This window comes from Orbaceae bacterium lpD04 (genome assembly GCA_036251935.1).
GTDB classification, from domain to species: Bacteria; Pseudomonadota; Gammaproteobacteria; order Enterobacterales; family Orbaceae; genus Orbus; species Orbus wheelerorum.
This window is the reverse complement of sequence record CP133967.1, coordinates 266121-281742: the sequence shown is the minus strand read 5'-3', so window position 1 is coordinate 281742 and position 15622 is coordinate 266121. Positions and strand designations below refer to the sequence as shown.

Sequence of the window (15622 nt, the reverse complement as noted above, 5' to 3'; positions counted from 1 at the left end):
TATTATAAAGTATCACAAGATATCATTCGAGACTAAGCAAAATTTAAACGTAAGTATATATTGCACTTAAGTTAGATATATAAATAGTCTCTTTAACTTATTTTTAACAAAAATTAACTATAAATTTTAGATCGGCAAGATGTGAATTGAAGTTCTTATTCTCGAGTTATAAATCATAAGGATCCCCATGAAAACTGCTTACTCATTAATGACAAATAATGTCAATATGCTTGGTACTCTATTAGGTGATGCCATACAACGCGCTGCGGGTAAAGAAACACTAGAACAAGTTGAAAATATTAGGCAGCTAGCGAAGCTTAGCCAGCAAGGTGATAATAACGCCCATGATAAACTACTTAATTTAGTTAGAAATTTAAGTAATGAAGAGCTACTACCAATAGCAAGAGCTTTCAATCAGTTCCTAAATTTAGCAAATACTGCGGCAGATCATTACGGTATATCACCTCATGGTGAAGCGGCAAGTAGTCCCTTGAAACTAACAGAATTATTTAACACATTAAAATCACAAAATATCAATGAAGATGAGATTGGTAAGGCAATTGGGAAACTCTCTATTGAGCTCGTTTTAACCGCGCACCCAACCGAAATAAATCGTAGAACGCTAATTAATACTTATACATCAATAAATTCCTGCTTAGCACAACTCGATCATGACGATTTAGCCGATTATGAAAAAGATCGCATCATGCGCAGGCTACGTCAACTAGTCTGTCAAGCTTGGTATACCGACGAAATTCGTAAGAATCGTCCAACTCCACTTGATGAAGCTAAATGGGGATTTTCGGTAATTGAAGATAGCCTATGGCAAGGTGTGCCTCTTTTTTTAAGGGAGTTTAATGATCAGCTTGTTGATGCTTTTGATAAGCAGCTGCCCGTTGAACATGCACCAATAAAATTTACCTCATGGATGGGCGGAGATCGCGATGGAAACCCAAATGTGACAGCAAACATAACAGCAAAAGTAATGTTACAAGCTAGGCTTAAAGCCATTGATTTATTTTTAGCGGATATCCAAGTGCTTGTTCGTGAATTATCAATGTCAGAATGTACTGACGAAGTTTTGCAGTATTTAGATGCCAACCAAGAATATGCCGAACCATATCGAATGGTTATGAAAATGTTGCGTACAAAATTAGTAAGTACTCACTTTTACCTAACATCATTGTTAAACGAAGAAGAATTACCTGCTCCAACTGATGTTTTGATAAAAAATGAGCAACTATGGCAGCCGCTTTATGCTTGTTACAACTCATTAATAGCATGTGGTATGTCAACAATTGCTCATGGACCACTGTTAGATACTTTGCGTCGTATAAAAAGTTTCGGTCTACAACTCACCCGCTTAGATATAAGGCAAGATAGTGCTTTACACACAGAGGCGCTTAATGCCTTAACGCAAGAGTTAAATATTGGTAGTTATGCCGATTGGTCCGAAGATGAAAAACAACAATTTTTATTATCAGAACTCGCCTCAAATCGTCCTTTATTACCTTACCTGTGGCAACCAGATGAATCAGTTAAAGAAGTATTTGATACTTGCAAAGTGATCGCCAAAGCCGGTGAAGAATCGATCGCAGCTTACGTCATTTCGATGGCAAAAAAACCTTCTGATATTCTTGCCGTATATCTATTATTAAAATCCACTAATTGTAAAAAGAATATTCCTGTCGTACCACTTTTTGAAACCCTTGATGATCTTAATAATGCCAAGCCAGTTATGCAAAAATTACTTGATATTGCTTGGTATAAAAACAAAATAGCAGGTAAACAAATGGTGATGATCGGTTATTCTGACTCAGCTAAAGATGCAGGAACGCTTGCGGCATCATGGGCACAGTATCGCTCACAAGAGGAACTCGTTAAACTTTTTGCCGAAAATGATATTGAACTTACTCTATTTCATGGGCGAGGTGGTACTATCGGCCGTGGAGGTGCTCCGGCTCATGCGGCATTGTTATCTCAACCGCCAGGTTCTTTAAAGGGAGGGCTTAGAGTAACAGAGCAAGGCGAAATGATCAGATTTAAGTTAGGCCTACCAGAGGTTGCACTTAGTAGCTTAATGCTCTATGCATCAGCGATATTACAAGCAAACTTATTACCACCACCAAATCCAAAACAAGCATGGCGCGAAATTATGGATGAAATGTCTGAAACATCTTGTAAATGCTATCGACACTATATTCGCGAAGAGCCACAATTTGTTTCTTATTTCCGAGCAGTAACACCGGAAATTGAGCTAGCACGTTTACCTCTAGGTTCACGTCCTCAAAAACGCAAAAGTGGTGGTGGAATTGAGAGTTTACGCGCGATCCCTTGGATTTTTGCTTGGACACAAAACCGCTTAATGTTGCCATCTTGGCTTGGTGCAGGAGCAGCTTTACAGCTCGCAATGACAAATGGCAAAGAATCATTACTAAAAGAGATGTACCATAATTGGCCATTTTTTAATACTAGGCTAGGTATGTTAGAAATGGTTTATGCTAAAGCGGATACAAATATATATCAACACTATGAAAAACGTTTAGTTCAACAGCCTATGTGGTATTTAGGTGATGAACTATGTCAAATGTTAAAAAAAGATATTGAAACGGTCCTACAAATTACTGATGATGATAGTTTAATGGCAGATTTACCTTGGATAGCTGAGTCAGTAGCACTAAGGAATAGTTATATTGAGCCGCTTAATTTATTACAGATAGAACTACTTGAGCGATCACGTAGAAATCATGACGAAGATTCGACGGTAGAACAGGCTCTTATGATAACAATATCCGGAATTGCGGCAGGGATGCGTAACTCTGGTTAAACAGCGGATAAAATTGGCACAAAAGTGCCAATTTTTATGTTCACTCAGCATATTCATCTATTTTCAATAATTCAGCAAGATTATCCTTAGCATCTTCATCCTCTTGTTCGGCAGCTTTTGTAAACCAATAAATAGCGCGTTCTTTATTCTGGGCAATTCCAATTCCATCTAAATACTTAATTGCTAGGTTATATTGAGCATCTACACTTCCTTGCTCTGCGGCCTTTTTATACCACTCAACTGCTTTTACTGAGTCTTGAACAACCCCGCATCCTACATCATACATAACACCTATACTATATTGAGCATCAACATTACCGGCCTTTGCGGCCTGAGTAAACCAATAAGCAGCTTTTTCATTATCAGGCTTGGTTCCTGTACCTGTCGCGTACATAATCCCAAGATTATACATGGCTGGAATATAGCCACGCTGTGCTGATTCAGTATAAAAGTAAATCGCGGCAAGATAATCTTGCGTTATTCCCTCACCTTTTTCCGACATAATAGCTAAATAATATAATGCTTCAATATTATTATCTTTAGCTGCTCGGCTAAACCAATTTGCAGCATTTACCTTATCTTCACTAACTCCGTCACCAAAAAAATAGATTAAGCCAATATTAAGATTGGCATCTGAAACACCTTGTTCTCCAGCTTTTTTGAACCACTCAATTGCGCTCAAGATATTCCTTTTTGTGCCCAGACCATTTTGATAAGTTAATGCTAAATTATATTGTCCCAAAGCGAGATTCTGATCAGCGGCTTTTTTATAATATTCAAATGCTTTCGCTAAATTATGCTCGACACCTAAACCATCGGCATAAAGATTAGCAAGATTATTTTGCGCTTTAGCCATTCCCTGAACAGCGGCTTTTTTATACCAAAATGCCGCTTTAACATAATTAATATCAACCCCGAGCCCTTGTTGATAAATATTAGCTAAAGAATATTGTGCATCAGCTTCACCTTGCTCTGCCGCAGCAAGCAATGATGGGATTAGGGCAGAAGGATCTTTAATTACAATTCCTGTAAATGTGTCATCTGCTATAGATGATTGAGCATAAACACTATGTCCAAAAGCGACAAAACATATAAATGAGGCAAATAGGTGCATTCGCTTCATTACATCTCCCTATTATTAATATCAAAATGATTAATATAAAACCGATAATCGTTAATTATACATAAATGTTAAAATGGATAATAGTATTATTGTCGCACCTTTGCTATCAAACGATTTTTCACCACAAGGCAGGAATAAAATTTATTCGCTAATTTACTTATTTTTTACAGTAATTTTAGCCAATAGGCTTAAATGATCTTACTTTTTATCTGGATTCAGTAACAACAAAGCATTACAATATGATTCGCTAAAATCACGGATTTAAAGCCGCTTCCATTTTAACAATTAAAAATAGCTGAGTTATTGATGAGCAAAAAATTACATATCAAAACTTGGGGCTGTCAAATGAATGAGTATGACTCATCAAAAATGGCAGATCTCCTAGGTTCAACACATGGGTTAACTTTAACAGATAACCCAGAAGAAGCAGATATACTACTACTTAATACTTGTTCTATTCGAGAAAAAGCACAAGAAAAAGTATTTCACCAGCTTGGCCGTTGGAAAAATCTAAAAAAATACAATCCTAATATAATTATTGGCGTTGGTGGCTGCGTAGCTTCACAAGAAGGCGAACATATCCGTAAACGCGCACCATTTGTTGATATTATTTTTGGCCCACAAACATTTCATCGCCTGCCTGAGATGATTAATCAAGTTAGCGATAATGAGAATACTCATATTGTTGATGTTAGCTTTCCCGAAATAGAAAAATTCGATCGCCTAGCTGAGCCTCGCAGCGAAGGACCAACAGCATTTGTCTCTATTATGGAAGGATGTAATAAGTATTGTACTTATTGTGTCGTACCATATACTCGTGGTGAAGAGGTTAGCCGTCCTTGTGATGATGTAATTTATGAAATTGCACAACTTGCAGCGCAAGGCGTGCGCGAAGTTAACTTACTTGGGCAAAACGTTAATGCTTATCGGGGCCCAACATTTGACGGAAATATTTGCACATTTGCCGAGCTACTACGTTTAGTTGCAAGCATTGATGGAATTGATCGCATTCGGTTCACAACAAGTCATCCAATTGAATTCACTGATGACATCGTTGATGTTTATCGAGATACGCCTGAATTAGTCAGTTTTCTACATTTACCGGTGCAAAGCGGATCAGATCGAATATTAAATTTAATGAAGCGCACGCATACTGCGTTAGAATATAAATCTATCATTCGTAAATTACGTAAAGTTCGTCCTGAAATTCAAATTAGTTCCGATTTTATCGTTGGTTTTCCTGGTGAAACGGCTGAAGATTTCGCCGATACAATGAAATTAATCGCAGATGTTAATTTTGACTTAAGTTATAGTTTTGTTTACTCAGCAAGGCCTGGAACGCCGGCAGCAGATATGGAAGACAATGTATCTGAAGATGAAAAGAAACAACGCCTTTATTTGCTTCAACAACGAATTAATCAACAAGCAATGGAATATAGTCGTCGTATGCTTGGCACCGTACAACGTGTTTTAGTTGAAGGGCCATCAAAGAAAGATCTGATGGAGTTAACGGGTAGAACTGAAAATAACCGCATTGTAAACTTTGAAGGTAGAGCGGACATGATCGGTAAATTTGTCGATATAGAAATAACTGATTCTTATACAAATTCACTAAGAGGTAATGTTATCCGCACCGAAGATGAAATGGATTTACGCATTGATTCTTCACCAGAATTAATTATTGCTAAAAAGCAGCAAGAAGACGACTTAGGTGTGAAAATCTATAAACCATAGTACGCGTAAAATAACGAGTAATAAAAAAGAATATTTTGAGCTCAAGATATTATCTAAAAAGCACTCCGTATTCTAGAATTTAATGATACAGAGTGCTTTAAAAAAATGGATACACGCTATCAAAATAGAATCTTCAATTGTTGTGAAATAAATGCCAGAAGTTTATAACATAATAAATTGAAATCAGCTGAGATTATCTTATTAACGATTTTCCTCGCTAATAAAAACATATGAAGGATGTTGCAGTGAATATTATTACTAAAAACATTACGTTAGAGCCTGCAGATAATCACCGCTTAAATAGTCTGTGTGGTCCATATAATAATAATATTAAACAACTTGAAAAACGTTTAGGTATTGAAATTAACCACCGTAGTAATCAATTCAGCTTAATTGGTGATGAGATTTGCATACAAGCAGCAGATAACATACTACAATCACTCTATAAACAGACATTAAATAAACAACAAATTGTAGCGATTGACGCTGAACAAATTCATTTAGCCATTAAAGAAAGTGGCGCCCTTGAAAAAGCAGCAGAACATTTACCCGCTCATGCTCTGTTAGGTAGTGGTAAATTGGTGATGATTAAAACTAAACGCGGGATCATTAAACCAAGAACGCCAAATCAAGCAACATATATTGCCAATGTCATGGATTATGATATTACTTTTGGCATTGGGCCTGCAGGCACAGGTAAAACATACTTAGCGGTTGCAGCCGCAGTTGATGCACTTGAAAAGCAGCAAATAAGACGAATATTGCTTACTCGCCCAGCCGTTGAAGCAGGAGAAAAACTTGGCTTCTTACCCGGTGATTTAAGCCAAAAAGTCGATCCTTATTTAAGACCACTTTATGATGCACTATTTGAAATGTTAGGATTCGAAAAAGTTGAAAAACTGATTGAAAAAAGTGTTATTGAAGTCGCTCCACTTGCTTATATGCGAGGCCGAACACTAAATGATGCTTTTATTATCCTAGATGAGAGTCAAAATACCACTATCGAACAAATGAAAATGTTTTTGACTCGTATCGGTTTTAATTCTAAAGCCGTTATCACTGGCGATATCACTCAAATTGATTTGCCCCGTAATCAAAAATCAGGTCTTAAACATGCTATCGAAGTATTAAATCAAGTTGAAGATATTAGCTTTAACTTTTTTCATAGTGAAGATGTAGTTAGGCATCCTGTCGTTGCAAGAATCGTTAATGCTTACGAGCAATGGGAACACGCAGAGCAACAACGTAAGGCTGAAAAAAAGCGCCTAAATGAAGTAAATATTAATCAGGAGTAACAAGTTATACAACAGCAAAATTGGCGGAATCGAACGAAAATTCGAGATCATAGCGCAGAAACTAATTTATTCTTACGCCGAACCTTAATAGCGTTTGCTATGGTTTTAGTTATGGTGACTATTTTGCTCATTACGCTTGCTCACCTACAAATATTTAGTTTCGGTTATTACAATACCAAGTCTAATAATAACCGTATCGAAATCATATCTATTCCACCTAATCGCGGGATTATCTATGATCGCAACGGAATACCGCTTGCGATTAACAATACCATTTATCAATTAAATATTATTCCCGATAAAATCAGTAATCTTGAAGAACAGTTAAATCAATTAAAAACGCTTGTAAATCTAACCGATGAAGATATCGAAAATTTTCAAAAAGAACGACGTAGCTATAAAGCTCACCGCGCAGTTCCACTAAAAGACAACCTGACAGAAGATGAAATTGCCCGCTTTGTCGTTAACCAACACCTTTTTCCTTTTATTAATATTACCGGTAATCAGCACCGTTATTATCCTTATGGTAGTGCCTTAACACATGTTTTGGGTTACGTATCTAAAATCAATAATCAAGATAAAATTAATTTAGAAGAAACAAATAAACTTAGTGATTATGTTGGAACACTCAACATCGGTAAAATTGGTATCGAACGTTTTTATGAAGACCTACTGCATGGAACTCCGGGTTATGAGGAAGTTGAGGTAAATAATCGGGGGAAAATCGTTCGTCAATTAAATCGTAATCCGCCACAAGCTGGTGAAGACATCTATTTAACTATCGACCTGAACTTACAACTTTATATAGAAAAACTGCTTAACGGTAGAAAAGCCGCTGTCGTTGCAATTAATCCTAACAATGGTGAGGTTTTAGCATTAGTTTCAAGTCCAAGTTACGATCCAAATTTATTTGTGGGTGGCATTTCATCTGCAAAATATACTGCCTTATTAGAAGATCCCGATAAACCTTTATTTAATCGAGCAATGCTAGGAACTTATCCACCGGCATCAACTGTTAAACCCTTTATTGCCGTATCAGCATTAAGTGAAGGCGTTATTACACCAAAAACTATCGTCAACGATCCGGGATATTGGCAGCTACCAGGAACCGAAAAACGTTTCCGTGATTGGTTACGTTGGGGACATGGTAAGGTCGATGTAACAAAAGCTATTGAAGAGTCAGTGGATACTTACTTCTATCAAGTTGCTTATGATTTAGGTATTGATAGACTGCATTTTTGGATGAGTAAATTTGGTTATGGTGAACGAACGGGCATTGATATCTCACCGACAGAAGAGAGTCGCGGTATCATGCCAAGTAGAGAATGGAAAAAAACTCGCTATAAACAGTCTTGGTTACAAGGAGATACCATTCCGGTTGGAATAGGACAAGGCTACTGGACGGTAACGCCCTTACAAATGGCAAAAGCATTAACAATTTTGATTAATAATGGCAAAAATTATGTTCCTCATTTATTAAAACAAAAACGGAGTAATATGCCAGATAGTGATCCACTATCTCTTACTTCCGAGCCTATCATTCAAGACTCAAATTTAGAAAAACTCGTTGATAATAAAAATTGGCAAATTGCAAAAGATGGTATGTATCGAGTGATGTTTGGTAGCCGAGGAACTGCAAGAAAAATCTATGCGGGTTCACCTTATAAGGCCGCTGGAAAATCGGGAACAGCGCAAGTATATGGGCTAAAATCTGACGAAGTATACAATGCAAATAATATTGCTGAACACTTACGTGATCACGCTTTATTTATTGCATTTGCGCCATATGAAAAACCAACTATAGCCATATCACTTGTATTAGAAAATGCTGGTGGAGGTAGTGCAAATGGTGGGGCAATGGCTAAACGCATTTTAGATTATTACTTACTTGGTGATGAATCAACAAAGATTTCAGAATCGACTTTAGATATGAATCAGGGAGACTAATAATGAATAGCAAAAAAATCCCGGTTTGGACACGCTTACATATTGATCCTTTATTTTTATTTTTTACTTTATTACTACTTGCTTATAGCGTCTACATTATCTGGAGTGCGAGCGGGCAAGATATTGCAATGGTAGAAAGAAAAGTGATGCAAATACTATTGGGGCTTGCAATTATGCTCATTCTTGCGCAGTTCCCACCACGCTTTTATGAAAAGTGGGCACCTTATCTTTACATTGCATGTATCATCGTGTTGGTTATTGTTGACGTATTTGGTTACACAAGTAAAGGCGCTCAGCGCTGGTTAAACCTTGGCTTTATACGCTTTCAGCCTTCTGAAATCGCTAAAATTGCCGTGCCTCTTATGGTGGCAAAATTTATTCACCAAGAAGGTTGCCCACCATCATTTAAAACAACACTACAAACATTAGCAATAATCGCAATCCCAACATTACTCGTTGCAATGCAGCCCGACCTTGGTACAGCAATTTTAATTGCCATGTCCGGAATTTTTATTATTTTCCTAGCGGGAATTAGCTGGAAATTTATCACTGCGGCAATCTTGTCAATTGGCGCTTTCATCCCTGTTATGTGGTATTTTCTCATGCATGATTATCAACGTGAGCGAGTGCTTACATTATTCAATCCTGAGCGTGACCCATTAGGAAAAGGCTATCACATATTACAATCAAAAACCGCTATCGGTTCGGGTGGATTATGGGGAAAAGGTTGGCTTGAAGGTACACAATCTCAATTAGAGTTTATTCCTGAACGGCATACTGACTTCATTTTCTCAGTGATCGCCGAAGAATTTGGTTTTATTGGTGCAATAGTATTATTAATTCTATTTTTATGTCTTATTAGTCGAGGGCTAATAATTGCCTCTCAAGCACAAAGTACTTTTGGTCGAGTTTTAATTGGCGGGCTAACATTAGTACTCTTTATTTATATATTTATTAATATCGGAATGGTCAGTGGTATATTGCCAGTTGTTGGTGTACCATTACCATTAATTAGTTATGGGGGCTCCTCCTTAGTTGTACTTATGGCGGGTTTTGGCATTATTATGTCAATTCACACTCATCGCAATATGTTATCTAAAAACATATAGTTTTACTTTCTCTATAAATAATCAGGTTTGCTACAATGAAAAAACAGTTATCTCTTAAATTAAAATGTTCAATGGTATTACTTGCTCTATCAATAAGCACTGCAAATGCCGATATCAATTTTCCAATACCTGACGCACCTAAAATCGAAGCTGAGGCGTATATCTTAATTGATGCTAATTCTGGAGAAATCTTAGCTGAATATAATGCAGATACAAGGCGTGATCCAGCAAGTTTAACTAAAATGATGACGAGCTATGTTATTGGTGAAGCGATCAAGTCAAATCGAATTAATGAAAATGATATTGTCACCGTTAGCAAAGATGCTTGGGCAACAGGCAATCCTATTTTAAAAGGCTCATCACTGATGTTTTTAAAACCAGGTGATAAGGTATCGGTTGCAAATCTAAACAGAGGGATCATAATTCAATCTGGTAATGATGCTTGTATTGCAATGGCTGAATATGTTGCAGGTAGCCAAGATTCATTTGTAAACCTTATGAATAACTACGCAGAGCAGCTTGGGCTAACTAACTCACATTTTGAAACAGTGCATGGTTTAGACGCTGCTGGACAATATACAACAGCAAGAGATATGGCATTTTTAGGTAGAGCACTAATTAAAAACTTACCTTTAGAATATTCTATTTATAAACAAAAAGAATTTACCTTTAATAACATTAAACAAAATAATCGAAATGGCCTTTTATGGGATACTTCACTTAATGTCGATGGCATAAAAACTGGGCATACCAACGCTGCTGGTTATAACCTAGTTGGCTCTGCTGTTGAAGGTAATACGCGTTTAATCTCAGCGGTTTTAGGTGGTCGAACATTTAAAGGCCGGGAAGAAGAGAGTAAAAAATTACTGACTTGGGGATTTAGATTCTTTGAAACAGCGACGCCACTAAAAGCAAATACAGCGCTGGTTACTGAAAAAATCTGGTATGGCGATAATAATACCGTTCAACTTGGTGCATTAGATGATATCAATATTACGGTACCTCGAGGCCAAGCGGCTAATTTAAAAATAACAAAGCAACTTAATGATGCATACCTAACAGCGCCAATAGCAAAAGGGGTTGAAGTTGGTAAAATGCAATTTATTTTAGATGATAAAGTCATTGCAGAAAAACCATTAGTAACATTACAAAAAGTTGAAGAAACAGGCTTCTTTGGGAGTATTTGGGATTATATCAAACTCAAATTTCACCAATGGTTTTAATGATTAATTTTATGAGTATAAATCATTAATCAGGCGGAATTTATCCCGTCTGATTTTCTCACTCTCTTGACAAAAGAATTATTGTCTCCATATATAAGCCTATACATCTAAAAACTTAAAGAGAATATTATGCAACCAACTAAGTTAAACGAATTATTGGAGTTTCCTTGCTCCTTTACTTATAAAGTAATGGGAGAAGCTAAACCTGAATTGGTTGATAAGGTAATAACCGTAATTCAGCGCCATGCACCAGGGGATTACACACCATCAATAAAACCAAGTAGCAAAGGTAATTACCATTCAATTTCGGTAACTATCAATGCAACTCATATTGAACAAGTTGAAAACCTATATCGCGAACTTGGCGACATTGATATTGTTAGAATGGTTTTATAAATAGTAACCACAAAATAAAAAAGGAAGACACAGGTCTTCCTTTTTCGTTAAAATATTGTTGTAACATACTATTATGGTGTAAAAAAAGCGATATTTCTATCGCTTCTTTATATCATTAATTAACAAAATTATTTCTTGTATGCATCATTATGAACACCAACTGCAGCGCGACCAGATGGATCATTAAGATTTCTAAATGACTCATCCCATTCAATCGCTTTCGCTGTTGAACAAGCAACAGATGGCCCACCAGGAACACTTTGTGCAGCGCTTTCTAATGGGAACAGTTCATCAAAAATTTCACGGTACATATACCCTTCTTTAGTTGAAGGCGTATTATAAGGGAAACGGAATTTAGCATTCTCTAATTGCTGATCGGTCACTTTTTTCTCAGCAACTTCTTTTAATGTATCAATCCAACTATAGCCAACACCATCAGAGAATTGCTCTTTTTGACGCCAAACAACAGATGCTGGTAAATAAGACTCAAAGGCTTCACGAACGATATGTTTTTCCATTTTACCGTTACTGCCACACATTTTATCTTTAGGATTAATGCGCATTGCAATATCTAAGAATTTTTTATCTAAGAATGGAACGCGAGCTTCAACGCCCCAAGCGGACATTGCTTTATTCGCTCTAGCACAATCATACATATGCAAAGCAGCTAATTTACGAACCGTTTCTTCATGAAACTCTTTGGCATTCGGCGCTTTATGGAAATAAAGATAACCACCAAATACTTCATCAGCGCCTTCACCTGAAAGTACCATCTTAATGCCCATTGCTTTAATTTTACGAGCCATTAAATACATTGGTGTTGAAGCACGGATTGTTGTCACATCGTAAGTTTCAATATAATAAATAACATCACGGATCGCATCGACACCCTCTTGGATAGTAAAATTGATTTCATGATGAACTGTACCTAAATGATCAGCCACCGCTTGTGCTGCTTTCAAATCTGGAGCGCCTTTCAATCCAACAGCAAATGAATGCAATTGTGGCCACCATGCTTCAGATTTTTCATGATCTTCAACACGTCTAGCTGCAAATTTTTTGGTAATTGCCGATATAACGGAAGAATCAAGGCCACCTGAAAGTAAAACACCATAAGGTACATCAGACATTAAATGACTTCTAACTGATTCCTCAAGGCCTTCACGTACTAAATTTATATCCGTTACATTATCTTTAACATTATCATAATCCATCCAGTCACGCTGATAATAAGATTTAATCTTACCTTCAGTGCTTGATAGATAGCTGCCTGGTGGGAATGCTTCTAATGTTTTACAAACAGGAACGAGCGCTTTCATCTCTGATGCAACATACAAAGTACCGTTCTCATCATGCCCTGTGTATAGTGGAATAATACCAATATGGTCACGACCGATAAAATAGCTATTATTATTTATATCATAAAGAACAAAAGCGAACATACCTTCTAGTTCATCTAAGCAATTAATACCTTTTTCTTGGTATAGTGCTAGAATTACTTCACAATCTGAACCTGTTTGAAATTCATAACGATCTTTATATTGATTTCGAATTTCTTGATGATTATAGATCTCGCCATTCACCGCTAAAACTAGCGTTTTATCTTTATTATAAAGAGGTTGTGCGCCAGTATTAACATCTACAATTGATAGACGTTCATGAACAAGAATTGCTTTATCAGAAGCAAAAATACCAGACCAGTCAGGACCACGATGACGCATTAAACTTGATAGTTCTAATGCTTTAGTTCGTAGCTGCTTCGGATCTGATTTAATATCAAGAATACCAAGAATCGAACACATTAAGTTTCTCCAATAAATATCACTTAAGTAATAATTTTATATTTTTAAATATAACAGTAAACATGCAAAATACATACCAAAAATGCAGCATAAAAGGAAATCTAAGTTACTTTTATTCATTTTTGGGCACCAAAAATAACTTTAGGTGCAATTTTGCAAAATCATAAACTTGTTTTTTATAACATATGTGATATAGATCACAAAAACAAGTGGAAATCATCAATTATAGCCATTTGTCCTTTATAAAAAATCAGCGATAACGCTGATTTTATTATTAATGCACTAAATTAATGCGGCTCGCACATAAAAAAGACTCGTTTGCCCATTTACTGATCTGCTCTCGCCTCGATATAATCAAGAGCCTTCTCAATTCTTGCTAAAGCTCGCTTTTTACCGACAGCATGAATTGTTGCATCAACAGACGGCGATTGCCCTATTCCGGTTACTGCGACACGAAGTGGCATACCAACTTTTCCCATACCTAAGCCAAGTTCGTCGGCAGCGCCTTGAATTGCTTGGTGAATAATGTCTATTTGCCAATCAAAATCAGCAATAGCACTTAATTTTTGCTTAACGAATTCTAATGGCTCTTTAGCAACTAGGCGCAAATGTTTTTTCGCTGCGTCAGCATCAAATTGTGCAAAATCTTGATAGCAATAAGCACAAGATTCAGCCATCTCTTTTAATGTCTTACTTCTTTCACCATATAATTTAACAATTGTAATTAGATCTGGTCCATTACTTAGATCATAACCTTGTTTATTCATATGCCATAATAAATGCTGAGCAACATAGTCAGCATCTAAATGATTAATATAATGGTGGTTTAACCAAAGTAATTTTTCAGTATTAAATGCGCTCGCTGAGCGACTTACGGCATCAAGCGTAAAAAATTCAATCATCTCTGGTCTAGAAAATATTTCCTGATCGCCATGAGACCAACCTAATCGAACTAAATAATTTAATAGTGCTTCAGGCAAATAGCCATCATCACGATATTGCATTACACCTACCGCACCATGACGTTTAGATAATTTTTGCCCATCATCACCTAAAATCATCGATACATGACCATATTGTGGTAATGGTGCATCGAGTGCTTTTAAGATATTAATCTGGCGTGGTGTATTATTGATATGGTCTTCACCGCGAATAACGTGCGTAATTTCCATATCCCAATCATCAACAACTACACAGAAATTATAGGTTGGAGAACCATCAGTACGACGAATAATTAAATCATCTAATTCTTTATTGGCAATTTCGATTGGGCCACGAATCAAATCATCAAATACCACGACACCATCAATTGGGTTGGCAAAACGCACAACGTGAGGTTCATTTGCACTACGGGATTTTTGAACTTCATCACAGCGGCAATGCCCATCATAACGAGCTTTTTCACCATTGGCCATTTGTTCTTCTCGTAATTTTTCGAGTCGCTCTTTAGAACAATAACAACGATAAGCCGTACCTTTAACAAGCATTTGGTCAATCACTTGATTATAACGATCAAAACGCTTGGTTTGATAATAAGGACCTTCATCCCACGAAAGATCTAACCAATTCATGCCTTGCATAATAGCATCGATAGCTTCAGGGGTAGATCGCTCTAAATCGGTATCTTCAATACGTAAAACAAATGTTCCTTGTGCATGACGAGCATACAACCAAGAGTAAAGTGCGGTGCGTGCACCACCAACATGCAAATAACCCGTTGGACTTGGGGCAAAGCGTGTTTTAATTTTCATAAAATAATTCCTACGGCATAATGTAATGCTGGCTATTTTAGCATGCTCAAGATATTGAGCAATAAAGTCTATAAACAAAATAGGGAAATGCATATTGCGATTTCCCTATGAAAAAAAGAGGTAATTGAGTTAGTATTCAGCTTTTATCGATTGCAAATCTGGCTTGCGCTCAAATTGCTTCACAGCATAAGAACATACCGGAATGACTTTACGGCCTTCTTGCTTCATTTGCTCAATAACCAAATCAAATAAGCGATCAGCAATACCTTGTCCACGATAATTAATATTAACATAAGTATGATCTATCGATACTTTATCATTACCAATTCGCGTATAAGTTATCTCACCAATATCTTCACCACCATCAGGGCTAGGAACATAAAAGCGGTTTTCATCTTCTAAAAATTGCATACAA

General features: G+C 36.6%; 11 protein-coding genes. 7 read left to right on the top strand and 4 right to left on the bottom strand.

Translation table 11 applies throughout. The features are described 5' to 3' along the window. Positions 1 to 187 precede the first annotated feature (187 nt). Positions 188 to 2827 carry a phosphoenolpyruvate carboxylase gene (gene ppc, locus RHO14_01245; GenBank protein WVD71441.1) on the top strand — a complete coding sequence of 880 codons (2640 nt, stop codon included), beginning with the start codon at positions 188 to 190 and terminating at the stop codon, positions 2825 to 2827. A 40-nt stretch (positions 2828 to 2867) separates the two neighbouring features. On the opposite strand, the gene RHO14_01240 is transcribed toward ppc, so the two are convergent. Next, a complete protein-coding gene (locus RHO14_01240; GenBank protein ID WVD71440.1) occupies positions 2868 to 3950 on the bottom strand; it encodes a tetratricopeptide repeat protein in 1083 nt (360 codons plus the stop codon). 306 nt (positions 3951 to 4256) lie between these two features. Between RHO14_01240 and miaB the strand changes: the two genes are divergently transcribed. From miaB to ybeD, 6 genes are all read left to right on the top strand, one after another. Then, positions 4257 to 5684 carry a tRNA (N6-isopentenyl adenosine(37)-C2)-methylthiotransferase MiaB gene (miaB, locus tag RHO14_01235; protein ID WVD71439.1) on the top strand — a complete coding sequence of 476 codons (1428 nt, stop codon included), beginning with the start codon at positions 4257 to 4259 and terminating at the stop codon, positions 5682 to 5684. A 245-nt stretch (positions 5685 to 5929) separates the two neighbouring features. After that, on the top strand, positions 5930 to 6979 hold the full coding sequence (locus RHO14_01230; protein WVD71438.1) for a PhoH family protein: 1050 nt from the start codon (positions 5930 to 5932) through the stop codon (positions 6977 to 6979). A 6-nt stretch (positions 6980 to 6985) separates the two neighbouring features. Next, on the top strand, positions 6986 to 8926 hold the full coding sequence (mrdA, locus tag RHO14_01225; protein ID WVD72485.1) for a penicillin-binding protein 2: 1941 nt from the start codon (positions 6986 to 6988) through the stop codon (positions 8924 to 8926). 2 nt (positions 8927 to 8928) lie between these two features. Continuing rightward, positions 8929 to 10035 (top strand): peptidoglycan glycosyltransferase MrdB, encoded by a 1107-nt coding sequence (mrdB, locus tag RHO14_01220; GenBank protein WVD71437.1) that lies wholly within the window; start codon positions 8929 to 8931, stop codon positions 10033 to 10035. Between the two features lie 35 nt (positions 10036 to 10070). Continuing rightward, positions 10071 to 11258 (top strand): serine hydrolase, encoded by a 1188-nt coding sequence (locus RHO14_01215; GenBank protein ID WVD71436.1) that lies wholly within the window; start codon positions 10071 to 10073, stop codon positions 11256 to 11258. A 129-nt stretch (positions 11259 to 11387) separates the two neighbouring features. Next, positions 11388 to 11654: a DUF493 family protein YbeD gene (ybeD, locus tag RHO14_01210; protein WVD71435.1), complete on the top strand. Its 267-nt coding sequence runs from the start codon at positions 11388 to 11390 to the stop codon at positions 11652 to 11654. A 128-nt stretch (positions 11655 to 11782) separates the two neighbouring features. Here ybeD and asnB read toward each other — a convergent pair whose 3' ends face one another. The 3 genes from asnB to RHO14_01195 form a co-directional block, all read right to left on the bottom strand. Further along, a complete protein-coding gene (gene asnB, locus RHO14_01205; protein ID WVD71434.1) occupies positions 11783 to 13456 on the bottom strand; it encodes an asparagine synthase B in 1674 nt (557 codons plus the stop codon). A 326-nt stretch (positions 13457 to 13782) separates the two neighbouring features. Next, positions 13783 to 15207, bottom strand: a complete 1425-nt coding sequence (gene gltX / locus RHO14_01200) for a glutamate--tRNA ligase (GenBank protein WVD71433.1) — start codon at positions 15205 to 15207, stop codon at positions 13783 to 13785. Positions 15208 to 15336: 129 nt separating this feature from the next. Further along, positions 15337 to 15618 carry a GNAT family N-acetyltransferase gene (locus RHO14_01195; GenBank protein ID WVD71432.1) on the bottom strand — a complete coding sequence of 94 codons (282 nt, stop codon included), beginning with the start codon at positions 15616 to 15618 and terminating at the stop codon, positions 15337 to 15339. Positions 15619 to 15622 lie beyond the last annotated feature (4 nt).

Bases quoted from the DNA above. Each gene is read 5' to 3' on its own strand.
- RHO14_01195 (WVD71432.1), bottom strand. From the start codon at position 15,618: ATGCAATTTTTAGAAGATGAAAACCGCTTTTATGTTCCTAGCCCTGAT.
- ppc (WVD71441.1), top strand. From the start codon at position 188: ATGAAAACTGCTTACTCATTAATGACAAATAATGTCAATATGCTTGGT.
- gltX (WVD71433.1), bottom strand. From the start codon at position 15,207: ATGAAAATTAAAACACGCTTTGCCCCAAGTCCAACGGGTTATTTGCAT.
- mrdB (WVD71437.1), top strand. From the start codon at position 8,929: ATGAATAGCAAAAAAATCCCGGTTTGGACACGCTTACATATTGATCCT.
- ybeD (WVD71435.1), top strand. From the start codon at position 11,388: ATGCAACCAACTAAGTTAAACGAATTATTGGAGTTTCCTTGCTCCTTT.
- asnB (WVD71434.1), bottom strand. From the start codon at position 13,456: ATGTGTTCGATTCTTGGTATTCTTGATATTAAATCAGATCCGAAGCAG.
- miaB (WVD71439.1), top strand. From the start codon at position 4,257: ATGAGCAAAAAATTACATATCAAAACTTGGGGCTGTCAAATGAATGAG.
- RHO14_01215 (WVD71436.1), top strand. From the start codon at position 10,071: ATGAAAAAACAGTTATCTCTTAAATTAAAATGTTCAATGGTATTACTT.
- RHO14_01240 (WVD71440.1), bottom strand. From the start codon at position 3,950: ATGAAGCGAATGCACCTATTTGCCTCATTTATATGTTTTGTCGCTTTT.